Annotated in this window: 16 protein-coding genes; 8 read left to right on the top strand and 8 right to left on the bottom strand. The window is 65.8% G+C overall.

What is annotated here, in order from left to right:
* Window positions 1-30 precede the first annotated feature (30 nt).
* From XH92_RS12530 to XH92_RS12505, 6 genes are all read right to left on the bottom strand, one after another.
* Entirely contained in the window at window positions 31-720 is a 690-nt protein-coding gene (locus tag XH92_RS12530) for a response regulator (protein WP_194459482.1), read from the bottom strand.
* On the bottom strand, window positions 717-3,428 hold the full coding sequence (locus XH92_RS12525) for a sensor histidine kinase KdpD (RefSeq protein ID WP_194459481.1): 2,712 nt from the start codon (window positions 3,426-3,428) through the stop codon (window positions 717-719). The genes XH92_RS12530 and XH92_RS12525 overlap by 4 nt, the downstream gene beginning before the upstream one ends.
* Window positions 3,429-3,467: 39 nt before the next feature.
* Window positions 3,468-4,073: a K(+)-transporting ATPase subunit C gene (locus XH92_RS12520; RefSeq protein WP_194459480.1), complete on the bottom strand. Its 606-nt coding sequence runs from the start codon at window positions 4,071-4,073 to the stop codon at window positions 3,468-3,470.
* A 12-nt stretch (window positions 4,074-4,085) separates the two neighbouring features.
* Window positions 4,086-6,197, bottom strand: a complete 2,112-nt coding sequence (kdpB, locus tag XH92_RS12515; RefSeq protein ID WP_194459479.1) for a potassium-transporting ATPase subunit KdpB — start codon at window positions 6,195-6,197, stop codon at window positions 4,086-4,088.
* Between the two features lie 23 nt (window positions 6,198-6,220).
* Window positions 6,221-7,924: a potassium-transporting ATPase subunit KdpA gene (kdpA, locus tag XH92_RS12510; protein ID WP_194459478.1), complete on the bottom strand. Its 1,704-nt coding sequence runs from the start codon at window positions 7,922-7,924 to the stop codon at window positions 6,221-6,223.
* A gap of 116 nt (window positions 7,925-8,040) precedes the next feature.
* Window positions 8,041-8,130, bottom strand: a complete 90-nt coding sequence (locus XH92_RS12505) for a K(+)-transporting ATPase subunit F (protein WP_016846764.1) — start codon at window positions 8,128-8,130, stop codon at window positions 8,041-8,043.
* Between the two features lie 596 nt (window positions 8,131-8,726).
* Between XH92_RS12505 and XH92_RS12500 the strand changes: the two genes are divergently transcribed.
* The 6 genes from XH92_RS12500 (at window position 8,727) to XH92_RS12475 (ending at window position 13,114) form a co-directional block, all read left to right on the top strand.
* Window positions 8,727-9,191: a hypothetical protein gene (locus XH92_RS12500; RefSeq protein ID WP_194459477.1), complete on the top strand. Its 465-nt coding sequence runs from the start codon at window positions 8,727-8,729 to the stop codon at window positions 9,189-9,191.
* A 13-nt stretch (window positions 9,192-9,204) separates the two neighbouring features.
* Complete coding sequence (locus XH92_RS12495; RefSeq protein WP_194459476.1) at window positions 9,205-9,480, top strand: hypothetical protein; 276 nt, start codon at window positions 9,205-9,207, stop codon at window positions 9,478-9,480.
* 171 nt (window positions 9,481-9,651) lie between these two features.
* The gene (locus tag XH92_RS12490) at window positions 9,652-9,906 is read left to right on the top strand and encodes a hypothetical protein (protein ID WP_194459475.1); all 255 of its coding nucleotides are present in this window, start codon (window positions 9,652-9,654) and stop codon (window positions 9,904-9,906) included.
* Window positions 9,907-9,915: 9 nt separating this feature from the next.
* Window positions 9,916-10,845, top strand: a complete 930-nt coding sequence (gene dapA, locus XH92_RS12485; RefSeq protein WP_194459474.1) for a 4-hydroxy-tetrahydrodipicolinate synthase — start codon at window positions 9,916-9,918, stop codon at window positions 10,843-10,845.
* A 113-nt stretch (window positions 10,846-10,958) separates the two neighbouring features.
* Complete coding sequence (locus XH92_RS12480) at window positions 10,959-12,353, top strand: nodulation protein NfeD (protein WP_194459473.1); 1,395 nt, start codon at window positions 10,959-10,961, stop codon at window positions 12,351-12,353.
* Entirely contained in the window at window positions 12,350-13,114 is a 765-nt protein-coding gene (locus XH92_RS12475) for a slipin family protein (protein ID WP_194459472.1), read from the top strand. Before XH92_RS12480 ends, XH92_RS12475 begins: the two co-directional genes overlap by 4 nt.
* A 7-nt stretch (window positions 13,115-13,121) precedes the next feature.
* Here XH92_RS12475 and XH92_RS12470 read toward each other — a convergent pair whose 3' ends face one another.
* Window positions 13,122-13,286: a hypothetical protein gene (locus tag XH92_RS12470; RefSeq protein WP_194459471.1), complete on the bottom strand. Its 165-nt coding sequence runs from the start codon at window positions 13,284-13,286 to the stop codon at window positions 13,122-13,124.
* Window position 13,287: 1 nt separating this feature from the next.
* Window positions 13,288-13,563 (bottom strand): hypothetical protein, encoded by a 276-nt coding sequence (locus XH92_RS12465; RefSeq protein ID WP_194459470.1) that lies wholly within the window; start codon window positions 13,561-13,563, stop codon window positions 13,288-13,290.
* 258 nt (window positions 13,564-13,821) lie between these two features.
* Between XH92_RS12465 and corA the strand changes: the two genes are divergently transcribed.
* A complete protein-coding gene (corA, locus tag XH92_RS12460) occupies window positions 13,822-14,838 on the top strand; it encodes a magnesium/cobalt transporter CorA (RefSeq protein ID WP_194459469.1) in 1,017 nt (338 codons plus the stop codon).
* A 178-nt stretch (window positions 14,839-15,016) separates the two neighbouring features.
* Window positions 15,017-15,424: an Hsp20/alpha crystallin family protein gene (locus XH92_RS12455; RefSeq protein ID WP_194459468.1), complete on the top strand. Its 408-nt coding sequence runs from the start codon at window positions 15,017-15,019 to the stop codon at window positions 15,422-15,424.
* The last annotated feature ends 1 nt before the right edge of the window (window position 15,425 follow it).

The raw sequence follows: 15,425 nt of genomic DNA, 5'->3' as shown, positions 1-15,425 counted from the left end.
CAAGCCTCGATGAGAGTGAAAGTTCCGAGGCTAATCCGCCGCACGCAGCCGATAGCCGATGCCGGTCTCGGTCAGCACGAATTGCGGACGCTCGGGATCGGCCTCGATCTTCTGGCGGAGCTGGCGCACATAGACGCGTAGATATTGCGCGTCGGTCAATTCGTCCCACAACTCCTTCAAGAGGAAACGGTGGGTCAGCACCTTGCCGGCATGCTGCACCAGCACGCGTAGCAGGTCGTACTCCTTCGGCGACAGCTTGATCTCCTTGTCGCCGACCTTGACGATCCGGCGCACCAGATCGACCGAGAGATCGCCGGAGCGGAACACGGGCCGCTCGCCCTGCACCTGCAGCTGGTGGCGCAGCGCCGCACGCAGTCGCGCCAGCAATTCGTCCATGCCGAACGGCTTGGTCAGGTAATCGTCGGCGCCAAGATCGAGCGCCTGCACCTTGCCGGCCTCGTCGCCGCGGCTCGACAGCACCACGATCGGGACGCTCTCGTTGCGGCCGCGGATCATGCGCAAGAGGTCGTGACCCTGGATGTCGGGCAGACCGAGATCGAGAATGATCAGCGCCGGCCCCTCCCCCAGCATCTCGAGCGCGTTTCTGCCGTTGGAGGCTTCGAGGATGTCGTAGCCCTGCGTGCTCAACCCCATCCGCAAGAGCTTGCGGATCGGTGGCTCGTCGTCGATGACCAGGACTTTGATCGGCGTCGCATTCATGCAGCAGTGTCCAGCGCGTTGGCGTCGGCCGTAACAGGCAGGCGGATGGAGATGACGGCGCCGCTCCGGTCGCAGCGGTTGGCCGCCGCGATGGTGCCGCGCATCGCCTCGACGAAGCCGCGCGAGATCGCAAGCCCGAGGCCGGTGCCGGGGCGGACATGGTCGCCCTTCTCGGCGCGATAGAACTTGTCGAACACGCTTTCGAGCTCGGCGGCCGGAATGCCATTACCCTCGTCCAGGATCTGCAGCGTCACGGCGTCGCGATCGCGCGTGCCGCGGATCGAGATCGTAGTGTCCGAGGGGGCGTATTTGGCAGCGTTGTCGAGCAGATTGAACAGCACCTGCTCGAACAGCACGGCATCGAGCTCCAGCATCGGCAGGTCGGCGGCGAGCTGCAGCGAGACCCGGTGATGCACCAGGATCTTGGCGGCACGCCGCAGCGCGCTGCCGACGATCTCGCCGACATCGTGCCGCGCGGTGTTCGGCACGATCGCGCCGGATTCCAGCTTGGTCATGTCGAGCAGATTGGCGATGAACCGGTTCAGCCGCTCCGACTCGTCGATCACGGTCGCGAGCAGGTCATGCTTCTGCGCGTCACTCAGGCTGGCGCCGAGATCGCGCAGCGCCGAGGCCGAGCCGAGCACCGAGGCCAGCGGCGTCTTCAGGTCGTGTGAGATCGAGGTCAGGAGCGCGCCGCGCAACCGGTCGGACTCGACCGTGCGCTTGACGCGATCCATGTCCTCGACCAGCAGCACGCGTTCGATCGCGAGCGCGCCCTGGTCGACCAGCGCGTCGAGCAGGCGACGCTGGTCCGGCGTCAGCAGCGGCCCGGTGCGGTCGTCGTCGATGCCGATCACGCCGATCGGACCGCGGCCGGTCCGCATCGGCAGGAACAACCGTTTGCCGCCCGGCAGCGTGTCGGAGCCCCTGCCGGCCGGGCGATCGTTGCCCCAAGCCCAGTTGGCGGCGGCGAGATCGGCCTGATCGAGCTGGTCCTCGGGCGGATAGCCGCTCTTGACGGTCAGCATGCCGCCCTCCGGCAGCAGCAGCACGACGCGGACCTTGAGCATCAGCGCGATCTGGTAGGCGGTCGCCCACAACACGTCGTCGAGCGTCGCGGTGCCGGCAAGCTTGCGGCTGAACGCATAGAGCGATTCGGTGGTGCGGACACGGCCGATCGCGGTGTCGGCCTGGACGCGCACCCGCGCCGCGACGTTGGAGACCAGAAGCGCGATCAGCATGAAGAAGAAGAACGCCGCGACGTTGGTCGGGTCGGTGATGGTGAAGGTATAGACCGGCGGCAGGAAGAAGAAGTTGTAGCACAGCGAGGCGGCGACGCTCGCCAGGAGCGACGGCCACAGGCCGTAGCGCGCCGCCGCGCCGACCACGGCAGTGATGAAGACGAGGTCGACATTCTCGATGCCGAAGAACGGCTGGATCAGCTTGGCCGCGCCGAGCCCGATGGCCGTCAGCAGCAGCGCCATCAGATAGGGCCGCGGGTTGAACGGCTCCTGCCGCTGCGCGGTCTGCACCGCCGCCTTGCCGACCGGCAGCTCGTCGCCGGCGATCACGTTGACGCTGATATTGCCGGCGCGGCGCACCAGATCGTGCACGACAGAGCCGTGGGTCAGCTCGAACCAGCGCGAGCGCGTCGACTTGCCGATGATGATCTGGGTGACGTTGTTGGCCTGGGCGAAATTGATGACGTCGTCGGCGATGCGGCGGCCGACGCCGGGAAGCGTCAGCGCCTCGCCGCCGAGCGATTCCGCGAGCCGCATCGTATCGGCCAGCCGGTCGCGCTGCTCGTCGGTCAGTTGCAGGCTGCGCCGGGTCTCGATGCTGACCGCGGTCCATTGCGCATGCAGCCGGTCGGCCAGGCGCTTGGTGTAGCGGACGAGGCCGGCCGCGCGCGGATCCTCGCTCAGGCAGACCAGGATGCGCTCGCCGGCGGCCCAAGGCCCCTGGATCGCATTGGCCTGCATGTGGGTGAGCAATTGCTCGTCGACTCGCTCAGCAGTACGCCGCAGCGCCAGCTCGCGCAGCGCGGTCAGATTGCCGGGTGAGAAATAGTGTTCCAGCGCCCGCTCGGCCTGCTTCGGCACATAGACCTTGCCCTCCTTCAGGCGCTGGATCAGATCGTCGGGCGTGAGGTCGATCAGCTCGATCGCATCGGCACGATCGACCACCGAGTCGGGCACCGTCTCGCGCACCCGCACATGGGTAATCTGCGCGACGACGTCGTTGAGGCTCTCGATGTGCTGGATGTTGATCGCGGTGTAGACGTCGATGCCGTGCGACAGCAATTCCTCGACATCGAGATAGCGCTTGGGATGCCGGCTACCCGGCGCGTTGGTATGGGCGAGCTCGTCGACCAGCGCGAGTTGCGGCCGCCGCGCGATCAAGGCGTCGAGGTCCATCTCCTCGAGCGTCTGGTCGCGATAAGCCAGCCGCTTGCGCGGTATCACTTCGAGACCCCTGAGCAGCGCCTCGGTCTCCGCCCGTCCGTGGGTTTCGACGACGCCGACCACGACGTCGACGCCTGCCTTGAGGCGGGCGTGGGCGCTCAAGAGCATCTCGTAGGTCTTGCCAACGCCGGGGGCGGCGCCGATGAAGATCTTCAGCCGCCCCGACCGATCGGTCTCGCGGCGCGCCGCCTCCAGCAGCGCATCCGGCGAGGGTCGTTTATCGAGGTCGCGCTGATTGGCCATACCGCAATATAGTCATCCTGCGAGAGCGGGCCTACTCCCCTATTTCACCTTCGCCGCGTCGAGCGCCAGGTTGAGCGCAAGAACGTTAACGCGGGGCTCGCCGATCACGCCGGCGAAACGGCCCTGCGTGTTCTGCGTCACCAACTCGCGCACCGCGTCTTCGGACATGCCGCGCGCCTTGGCGACCCGCGGCACCTGGAACAGCGCTGCGTCCGGCGAGATGTCGGGATCGAGACCGCTGGCCGAGGTGGTGACGAGATCGACCGGCACACTGGCCGACGGGTTCTCCGCCTTCAGCTTCTCGACATCCTCCTTGACCCGATCGTTCAGCGCCTTGCTGGTCGGGCCGAGGTTGGAGCCGCCGGAATTGGCGGCATTGTAGGGGGCCGGCACGGTCTTGGTGGAATCGTTCGGATCGGGCGCGACCGTCGCCGACGGCCGGCCGTGGAAGTATTTGTCCTCCTTGAATTCCTGCCCGATCAGGGCGGAACCGATCACCTTACCGTCCTGCTCGATCAAGCTGCCTTGCGCCTGCCGCGGAAAGATCACGCCGGCGATCCCGGTGATGGCGAGCGGATAGGCAAGGCCCGTGATCGCGGTCAGCAGGACCAGCACGAGGATGGCGGGGCGGATTTCTCTCAACATGATTGCGGCTCCTTAAGCCAGGCCCAGGGCGGCGACGATGAGGTCGATCGCCTTGATGCCGATGAACGGGATAACGATGCCACCTAAGCCGTAGATCATCAGGTTGCGGCTGAGCAGCGCGCCGGCGCCGACCGCGCGATATTTGACGCCCTTCAACGCCAGCGGAATCAGCGCGATGATTATCAACGCGTTGAAGATGATCGCCGACAGGATCGCGCTCTGCGGGCTCGCCAGGTGCATGATGTTCAGCACCTGAAGCTGCGGATAGAACGCGAGGAACATCGCCGGGATGATCGCAAAGTACTTTGCGACGTCGTTGGCGATCGAGAACGTGGTCAGCGCGCCGCGGGTCATCAGCAGCTGCTTGCCGATCTCGACCACCTCGATCAGCTTGGTCGGGTTGGAATCGAGGTCGACCATGTTGCCGGCCTCGCGGGCGGCCTGGGTGCCGGTGTTCATGGCGACGCCGACGTCGGCCTGCGCGAGTGCCGGCGCGTCGTTGGTGCCGTCGCCGCACATCGCGACCAGCTTGCCCTTGGACTGCTCGTCGCGGATCAGCTTGAGCTTGTCCTCGGGGGTTGCCTGCGCCAGGAAGTCGTCGACGCCGGCCTCGGCCGCGATCGCGGCCGCGGTCATCGGGTTGTCGCCGGTGATCATCACGGTGCGGATGCCCATGCGGCGTAGCTCGGCAAACCGCTCGCGTATGCCGCCCTTGACGATATCCTTCAGATGCACGACGCCGAGCAGCTTGCCGTCCTTGGCGACCGCCAGCGGCGTGCCGCCGGCCTTGGCGATCTCGTCGGCAATGGCCTGGATCTCGCGCGCTTCCGCGCTCATCGTCGCCGCGACCGCGCGGACCGTATTGCCCGAGGCAAGCGCGCGCGACGATCCTCCGTCGACATAGGCGAGGATGGCGTCGACCGCGCCCTTGCGGACCGACATCGCGCCGGCATCGATGCCGCTCATGCGGGTCTGCGCCGTGAACGGCACGAAGGTCGCGGCGAGCTCATGCATGTCGCGGCCGCGTATGCCGTACTTCTCCTTGGCGAGCACCACGATCGAGCGGCCCTCCGGCGTTTCGTCGGCCAGCGAGGCAAGCTGTGCCGCATCCGCAAGGTCCTGCTCGGAGACGCCGCGGATCGGACGGAACGCGGTCGCCTGGCGGTTACCGAGGGTGATGGTGCCGGTCTTGTCCAGCAACAGCGTGTCAACGTCGCCGGCGGCTTCCACCGCGCGACCCGACATCGCCAGCACGTTGAAGCGCACCAAACGGTCCATGCCGGCGATACCGATCGCCGACAGCAGCGCGCCGATCGTGGTCGGGATCAGCGTGACGAACAGCGCGACCAGCACCACGACCGAGATCGAGCCGCCGGCATAGGCCGCATAGCTCGGGATCGTCACCGTCGCGAACACGAAGATGATGGTGAGGCCCGCAAGCAGGATGTTGAGCGCGATCTCGTTCGGCGTCTTCTGCCGCTCGGCACCCTCCACCAGCTTGATCATGCGGTCGATGAAGGTCGAGCCCTGCGCCGCGGTGATGCGGACGCGGATCCAGTCCGACAGCACCTGGGTGCCGCCGGTGACCGCCGAACGGTCGCCGCCGGACTCGCGGATGACAGGCGCGGACTCACCCGTGATCGCGGCTTCGTTGACCGAAGCGACGCCTTCGATCACCTCACCGTCGGACGGGATGTTATCGCCGGCCTCGACCAGCACGATGTCGCCGACCTTGAGCGAGGTACCGGGCACCATGCGGTAGGTCCGGTCGGCGCCGGTCAAGAGCTTGGCCTGGCTCTCGGTGCGGGTCTTCTTCAGGGACTCCGCCTGCGCCTTGCCGCGGCCCTCGGCGACGGCTTCGGCGAAGTTGGCGAACAGCACCGTAAACCAGAGCCAAAGGATGATCTGGAAGGTGAAGCCGAGATTGGCATTCCCGGTGACGAGGTCGCGTACGAAAATGACCGTGGTCAATGCGGCCACCACCTCGACTACGAACATCACGGGGTTCTTCGCCATCAGCCGTGGATCGAGCTTGACGAAGGCCGATTTGATCGCCGGCACCAGGATCTTCGGGTCGAGCATGGTCGACGCCGTCACCTGCTTCTGCAGTTTCATGGTTTCCATGGATATCACTCCAGACAATTCGATCAGAACAGGGTGTTGGCGTTAATGGCGAGGTGCTCGACGATCGGCCCGAGCGCCAGCGCCGGGAAGAAGGTCAGACCGCCGATGATCAGGATCACGCCGATGACGAGGCCGACGAACAGCCCGCCGGTGGTCGGGAAGGTGCCGGCCGAGGCCGGGATCGACTTCTTCTCGACCAGCGATCCCGCGATCGCCATCGCCGGCACGATCATGAAGAAACGGCCGACGAACATCGCGGAGGCGAGCGTCAGATTGTAGAACAGGGTGTTGCCGGTGAGGCCCGCGAACGCCGAGCCGTTATTGCCGGTCGCCGAGGTAAAGGCATAGAGCACCTCGGTGAAGCCGTGCGGGCCGGCATTGGCCATCGAGGCCACCGCCGACGGCAGCACCACGCCGACCGCGGTCCAGCCGAGATACATCAGCGGCAGCACCAGGATCGCAAGCATCGCCATCTTGACCTCGCGCGCCTCGATCTTCTTGCCGACATATTCCGGCGTGCGGCCGACCATCAGGCCGGCGACGAAGATCGCCAGCACGACGAACAGCAGCATGCCGTAGAAGCCGGCGCCGACGCCGCCGATGATGACCTCGCCGAGCTGCATGTTGATCAGCGGAATCATGCCGCCGAGCGCGGTGAAACTGTCATGCATGGCGTTGACCGCACCGCAGGACGCGGCAGTGGTGACGACGGCGAACAGCGAGGACGCGACGATGCCGAAGCGGACCTCCTTGCCCTCCATGTTGCCGCCGGAAAGACCGAACGCCTGCAGCACCGAGGTGCCGTTGGCTTCCGCCCAATAGGTGACGGTGACGCCGGCGACGAACAGGATGCCCATCACGGCGAAGATCGCCCAGCCCTGGCGCTCGTTGCCGACCATGCGGCCGAACACGTTGGTCATCGCGGCGCCCAGCGCGAAGATCGAGATCATCTGCACGAGGTTCGACAGCGCCGTCGGATTCTCGAACGGATGCGCGGCGTTGGCGTTGAAGAAGCCGCCGCCATTGGTGCCGAGCATCTTGATCGCAACCTGCGAGGCGACCGGTCCGAGCGCGATGGTCTGCTTGCCGCCTTCCAGCGTGGTGGCGTCGACATAGGCACCGAGCGTCTGCGGCATGCCCTGCCAGACCAGGAACAGCGCATAGACGATGCAGATCGGCAGCAACACATAGAGCGTGCAGCGGGTGACATCGACCCAAAAATTGCCGACCGTACGCATCGACGAGCGGGTGAAGCCGCGGATCAAGGCCATCGCCAGCGCGATGCCTGTCGCCGCCGACAGGAAGTTCTGGTGGGTCAGACCCAGCATCTGGACCAGATAGGACAGCGTGCTCTCGCCGCCGTAATTCTGCCAGTTGGTGTTGGTGATGAAGGAGATCGCGGTGTTGAAGGAGAGGTCCTCCGCAACCGCGCTCTGGCCGGCCGGGTTGAACGGCAGCACCGCCTGCAGCCGCATCAGGCCATAAATGAGCGCGAAGCCACCGACATGGAACAGCAGCATGGCGACGGTGTAGGTCAGCCAGTGCTGCTCGCGCCGTTCGTCGACGCCGCCGACCCAGTAGATGCCGCGCTCGATCGGGCGCAGCACGGGCGAGAGCAAGGTGCGCTCGCCGTTGAACACGCGGGTCATGTACCAGCCGAGCGGCTTGACCAGCGCGACCACGATCGCGCAAAACAGAATAATTTGAATCCAGCCGATGACGGTCATTGCGTCAAGCCTTTCGAATGGGTGCGAAGCGCAGCAGCGACGCGAACAGACCGAGCAAAAGCCCGGTCAGCGCCGCGTCGGCCAACAGAATTGTGCAGAGTGCTGACATTGCAGGCCTAGAAGCGTTCGGGCCGCAGCAGCGCGTAGGTGAGGTAAAACAAGAGGCCGAGCGAGACGAGGCCGGCAAGCGAGTAATCGAAGATCATCGCCGCCTCCGTTACAGCCGTTCGCAGGCGTAGGCGTAACCGATGCCAGCCGCGAAGAAGCCGATCGCGAGCGCCGCCATGAGAATGTCCATCATGAGAGACTCCTATGCATCCGAGCGGCGCGGACGACCGCATAAGCGTCTCGCGCCGGATGACCGTGAGGTGCCATCCGGGGCATAGGTTTTCGAGAGGTGGTGAATATGGACGTTATAGGAATCCTATAAGTGGCCTAAGTGCCGGCCACGTTCTCCGCCGTCGTCCTGCACCACATCGACCCAAAGGTGCCTACTGCTTCATCCTCCCCTGGAGGGGGAGGGTCGGTTCGCATGGAGCGAAGCGGAATGCGAAACGGGGTGGGGTGATCTCTCAGCACGGGCGCTGTCGGACGCGGAGGGACCGTCACCCCGCCCCGCTTCGCATCGCTGACGCGATGTGAAGCGACCCTCCCCCTCCAGGGGAGGGTGAAGGCGCACCCGTTCCATCTTTATGGAATCCCTATATCTCCGCCCCTTGCCTCATCTCGTTTTCAAATGGCTATCCGGCCATTTTGGGTCTGCGGCCAATACCTTGGGCCGCGCATTCGACGAGATGATGCCATGTCAGCACTACCCCACCCCACCTCCACCGACCTCGGCAAACGGTTGCGCGACGCCTACGCAGTGTCGGCCGAGTTCATGGCCGACATCATCAGCCAGACCTGCCGGCGCTTTCCCTCGGTCGGACAGAGCGGCAAGACGTCCCGCGTCGAACGCCTGATCCAGTCCGGCGCGTGGACCGATGCAGCGATCGCGCTGCTCGATCTCGAGCTGCCGCAATGGCAGATCCGTCGCCTGGTCTATGACGAGGGCGAGTGGCATTGCGCGCTGTCGCGCGAACGCGAGCTGCCCGACTGGCTAGACCAGTCGGTCGAGACCCGCCATGCGGATCTCGCGCTCGCGATCCTCAGCGGCTTCGTCGAGGCGCAGCGGATCTCCACGCCCGAGAACCGCACCAGCGTGCCCAGCGTCCGTCGCGAGACGCGCTCGCTCTACGAGCCGCTGTTCGTCGACAATATCGGCTGACGGCGGCGCGATCGTGAACGTCAAGCAACTGCCGCAGCAGCTGCGGTCGGTGCAGGTCATGGTCCGGTTCGGTTTCCGGCTTGCCATCATGGTCGGCTTTGCCATGTTCGCCGGTGCGAGCTTCGGCAGGGGCCTCGTCACGCTGCTCTGGATGTCGGCCGTGATCTGCGCCTTCGCCGGGATTGCCAAACGCGAAATGCCGTTTGCCGCAAGCCTCAATCACTGGGACGAGATGACCGCCTATGTCGCGCTGTGTGCGCTCGGCACCGGCATCGTCCAGCACATCTAGCTCCCTCAAATCCTATGCCACCCCTATGAAGTCGGCCGTCCTTCGCGCTCGATTTCATATCCGGCAAATCAGACATTGATCGCGTGACTTCGACTAAAGCGTTTTCGAGCGAAGTGGACACCGGTTCGCGTGAAGAAAACGCGTCAAAAGCAGAGAATAAGGACTACCACCGTGAAACTCGTCGAACCTCCCTCGTGTAGTACAGCGTCGACCATCGTCTTCATCGGCCGCAATCACCGCGGCCAGTGGGTCGCCCAGCAGCAGAACGGTCTCTATGGCGGCCTGTTCGTCAACCGCGCCCAGGCCGTCAAATATGCGCTGTTCGAGAACGGCCATCACCCCGAAATGATCGTCGAGCTGTCGCGTGAGCTCGAGCTCGATATCAGCGGCAAGACCGCGCCCCTCCCCGCGAGCCGCGTGGCCTGAGCCACCCCAATGACTACGAAAGTCACCGCGAAACCAGATTCGGCCAAATGGCTGTCGGGCTTCATCCCCGATCTTCCGACCCCCTTCAACCACCAGGACGAAATCGACACCGATGCGTTCGGCCGGCTGTGCGAGCGCCAGATCGCAGCCGGCGCCTCGGCGCTGGTGGTCGGCGAGACCGCGGGTGAAAGCTCGACGCTGGAGCCCGCGGAGCGCGCGCAGCTGGTTCGCATCGCGGCCCGCGTCGCGCGCAACCGGGTCCGCATCATCGCCGGCGCCGGGTCCAACGCGACGGATCGCGCCGTCACGTTTGCGCGCGCGGCGGAAGCCGCCGGCGCCGACGCGATCATGTCGGTCGTGCCCTATTACAACAAACCGATGCCGCAGGGCATCGCGGCGCATTTCCGCGCCGTCGCTGCTGCCACCACATTGCCCGTGATCCTGCACGATATTCCGGCGCGGACGGTGAAGGGCCTCGCGGACGAGACGCTGCTGGAATTGGCGCACAGCCCGCGCTTCATCGGATTGCGCGACGGCAGCAGCGACGTCGCCCGCCTCAGGCGCCTGCGTCCACGCCTGCCGGCGACATTCCGGATGCTGACCGGCGACGACACCACCTCACTCGCTTATATGGCCGTCGGCGGTGACGGCTGCATCTCGCTGGTCTCCAACATCGCGCCCGATCTATGCGTGGCGGTGGCCCGGCACCTGCGCGAGGGCCGCCTGTATCAGGCGCGCGAGTTGCATCAGCGTCTGGTCCCGCTCGCAACGCTGCTGGAGCGCGAGCACCCCGCCGCCCTGAAATTCGCCCTGGCGCTGTTGGGGTTCATGCAGCCGGCAACGCGGCTGCCGATCGTTCAGCTCAATGCATCGGCGAAGGCCGAGCTCGCGCAGGCGATGACCGACATCGCCGACGACTATCTGGCGGAAGCGCATTGAAAGCCGCAACGCCATCGCAATGCACAATGGAATCAGTGCACGGCGTCCATGACGCCGCGCCGTATTGAGGTTCCGGAACGGCGCCCCATATCCACGGCAAGGGAGTGCTTGCCGTGCAGACCTTGAAGGCGGCTCTCGTTGCGGCGACCGCCTTGGTCGCCTTGGTTGTTTCCATTGGTCCCGGTACGGCCGCGGACAACAACCGTGTTGCCCTGACCATTTCGATCGACTGCGCGATCGGGCCGGCAGCGGCCAGCTACGTCAAGGACGGCCTCGCCAAGGCGGCCGAGCGTCACGCCGAGGTCGTGATTCTACGCCTGAATACGCCCGGCGGTCTCAGCAGCAGCATGCGCGAGATCATCACCGACGTGCTGGCCTCGCCCGTTCCCGTTATCGGCTACGTTGCTCCCTCCGGCGCCCATGCCGCGAGCGCCGGGACTTACATCCTCTACGCGACCCACCTCGCGGCGATGGCGCCCGGCACCAATATCGGCGCCGCGACACCGGTGCAGATCGGCGGCCCGCTGCCGGGCCTGCCGGGCGGCACCCCGGACAAGGACGGCAAGGACAAGGACGGCGGCAACCCGTCCGGGACCAAGGATGCCATGACGGCGAAGGTGACGAATGATGCCGTCGCCTTCATCCGCAGCCTCGCCGAACTGCGTGGCCGCAACGCCGAGTGGGCTGAGAAGGCGGTGCGCGACGCCGCCACCCTTTCCACCAACGCCGCGTTGCAGGCCCATGTCATCGAGTTCACCGCGCATGATCCGGCCGACCTGCTCCGGCAGGTCGATGGCCGGACGGTGGAGCTTGCCGGCGGCAAGACCCAGCGCCTGGCGACGAGGGATGCCGCGATCGAAGCCATCGATCCCAGCTGGCTCGCGCGCGCGCTTGCGGTCATCACCGACCCCAACATCGCGTTCGTCCTGCTGATGGTCGGGATCTACGGCCTGATCTTCGAATTCATGTCGCCCGGTGCCGTGGCGCCCGGGGTGGTCGGCACGATCTGCCTGCTGCTCGGCCTCTACGCGCTGAACATGCTGCCGATCAACTACGCCGGCTTTGCGCTGATGCTGGTCGGGATCGCGCTGCTCGCGATCGAAGCCTTCAACCCGACCGTCGTGATCGGCCTCGGCGGCATCGTCGCCTTCGTGCTGGGAGCCGCCATGCTGTTCCGGATCGAGGCGCCCGGATACGCCCTGTCATGGCCGGTCATCGGCATCGTCGCGGCGATGTTCGCAGGTCTCATCCTCGTCGTGCTCGGGGCGCTGCGCCGCGCGCGCAACGGCCCGCTGCGGACCGGCGCGCAAGCCATGCGCGGGCTATCGGCCGAGGTGCTCGACTGGTCGGAGACATCCGGTCACGTCTTCACCAATGGCGAACGCTGGCAAGCGCGCGGCACCGAGACGTTCAAGGCGGGAGAAACGGTCGAGGTCGCCAACATCAACGATTTGACGCTGGTCGTGCGGCGTGCGCCGGCATCCGCCGGCGAAGGAGGTACAGCATGATGCTTGATTATCTGACCTATGCGGCGATCGCACTGCTGGTCATCATCTTCCTGACCCAGGCCGTGCGCGTGCTGCGCGAATACGAGCGCGGCGTCATCTTCACGCTCGGCCGCTTCACCGGGGTGAAGGGCCCGGGGCTCATCATCCTGATTCCGGTGGTGCAGCAGCTGGTGAAGGTCGATCTCAGGGTGGTGGTGCAGGTGGTGCCGCCGCAGGACGTGATTTCGCGCGACAACGTCTCGGTCAAGGTCAACGCCGTGCTCTACTTCCGCATCGTCGATCCCGAGCGCGCCATCATCAAGGTCAGCGACTACATGGCCGCGACCAGCCAGCTGGCCCAGACCACGCTACGCTCGGTGCTCGGCAAGCACGAGCTCGACGAGATGCTGGCGGAGCGCGACCGGCTCAACGCCGACATCCAGGAGACCCTCGACAAGCAGACCGACGTCTGGGGCATCAAGGTCACCGCGGTCGAGATCAAGGACATCGACATCAACGAGACGATGGTGCGCGCGATCGCCAAGCAAGCCGAGGCGGAACGGCTGCGGCGTGCCAAGGTGATCAATGCGATGGGCGAGCAGCAGGCCGCCGAGAAGCTGGTCGAGGCTGGCCGGATCCTCGCCCAGGAGCCGCAGGCGATGCAGCTCCGCTACTTCGCGGCGCTGCATGACATCGCCAGCGAGCGCTCATCGACGGTGGTGTTCCCGCTGCCGATGAACCTGCTCGATCACCTGACGCGCCGAGGTGAAGCGCCGACGTGATCGGGCTCTAATGCCCGTGATGCTTGGCCCGCCAGGCCGGACCCGGGCCGCGCATGTAATGCGCCTCGGGCCGGTAGCCGCTGATCGGCTCCTCGCCGATCCAGGCGAGGAATTTGAGCAGCCCTTCCGCGGCACGACGCGGCAGGGCAGCGATTAATGAAGCTGCGCGCATCTCAGTAGTCCCACTTCTCGCCGAGCACGACCGGCGGGCGCGGATATTTCCCGGCATCGCCGCCGGGCATGCCAATATCGAGATGGGTCCGCGCCCAATCCTCATGGCCGCGATGCAGCAGCAGCTCGTTGCGCAGCCGGTGGATCTTGGCGGCGGCGATGGCGCGGTGGATGGTCCTGAGCGCCAGCCCGATCCGCCGGATCGTCCGCCGCAGTGTCAGGGGCATCGCACCGGCCGAACCAAGCGGCCGGACATCGTGGTAATGCAGCAGGGTCATGTCCCACCTTCCCGTTGGCGGCGCGCGCCAGCGCACCGCGTCACCTCAGAAGATGCTGGGACGGACGTAGGAATTCGAGAGGACCCGCCGCGGTGCGGCATAGGGGCCGCATAAAGACCGGCCGACCCGCAATGGGCACGGACTATGCCCACGCGCCGGAACGCAAGCGCCCTTGCGTGTGTTGACCGGCGCCCATTCAGTGCTAGCCTTTTGGCAAGCAATCGCGTCAAGCGGGTCCGATAACCGAGGGTGGAGACCATGAACCTCGTATCGCCAACTGTCGCAACCGCCGGACCCGTCCCCTGCGATGGCGTGATCGCGGCAGGCGTCTACGTCGAGGGACGGCGGGTCGCCAATATCGCGATCGATGAGGCCGCGAGCTGGCGCAGCAAGCCGGATCACGTGGTGTGGATCGGCCTGCACGAACCCGACATGGCGCTGCTGAGCAGCCTGCAGCGGCAATTCCAGCTGCACGACCTCGCGATCGAGGATGCCGATCACGCGCATCAGCGGCCGAAGATTGAGCAATACGGCGATGCGCTGTTCATCGTGGCCCGCACCGCGCAGCTCGAGGGTGAAAGCATCGCGTTCGGCGAGACGCATCTGTTCGTCGGCGAGGGATACATCGTCTCGGTCCGGCACGGCGCCTCGACGTCCTACACGCCGGTCAGGGAGCGCTGCGAGAGCTGCCCGCGCGCGCTTGCCCGCGGCGAGGACTACATCCTCTATGCCATTCTCGATTTCATCGTCGACAACTACTCGCCGGTGCTCGAGACCATCCAGGACGAGGTCGAGACGATGGAGGCGGAGGTTCTGGCGAGCGCGATGACGCGGGCGCAGATCGAGCGGCTCTATCTGCTGCGGCGGGACCTGTTGCGGCTGCGCAATGCGATCGGACCGCTGGTGGAGGTCTGCCGCAGGCTGGAGCGCGACGATCTGCCGATGGTGCGCGTCGCGATGCGCCCGCTGTTCCGCGACGTCACGGATCATGTCCGCACCATCCAGGAACGGATCGATTCGCTGCGCGAGGTGCTTGCCTTTGCGTTTGAAGCGAGCCTGCTGGTCGGTCAGGCGCAGGAAACGGCGATCTCCAAGAAGCTCGCCTCGTGGCTGGCGATTGTCGCCGTGCCGACCGCCGTCGCCGGTATCTACGGTATGAATTTCAAGTACATACCGGAGCTGCAATGGGAGTACAGCTATTTCGTCGTGATGGGCCTGATGCTGGCCGCATGCGGCGCGCTGTTCTGGCGGTTCAGGCGTTCCGGCTGGCTGTAGGCGGCGATCCGAACATCGAGCCATTGTGGTCCGGGCCGAGCGCAACGGCGCAGCGCGACCAAGTGCAAATCGCCGACAATTTGGACAATTTTTCCCTCGAACGGCATCGCCCGAGGCCGGTTTACGGTGGGCGGCAAGACCGGTAACGTTGCCCGCCAACGCGACGTGGAGAGTGCCCATGCGGCCCAAGGATCAGATCAACTGGATGCTGACGGATGCGATCGAGGCGCTCGCGCGCGCCGAGCGGCTGCACCAGAGCTTCCTCAATTTGCACCCGAGCGCGGGCACCAGCGAGCCGAGCTGGGAACCGCCGATGGACGTGATCGAGACCGAGGAGGAGATCCTGATCCTGGTCGCGCTACCGGGGGTCGACCCCGACGAGGTCGAGGCCGCCCTTGACGGCGGCACGCTGGTGATCTCCGGCCGCCGCACTTTGCCCTCCGAGCTGCGCAACGCCCGCATCCTGCGCCTCGAGCTGCCGCAGGGCCGCTTCGAGCGCCGCATCACGCTGCCGACCGGCCGCTACACCATCAGCCGCTTTGCCGCGCATGGCTGCGTCGGCCTGCGACTCGGAAAATCGAGCTAAA

Origin of the sequence: Bradyrhizobium sp. CCBAU 53421 (assembly GCF_015291625.1) — a bacterium.
Classification (GTDB): Bacteria; Pseudomonadota; Alphaproteobacteria; order Rhizobiales; family Xanthobacteraceae; genus Bradyrhizobium.
This window is presented reverse-complemented; position numbering and strand designations above follow the sequence as displayed.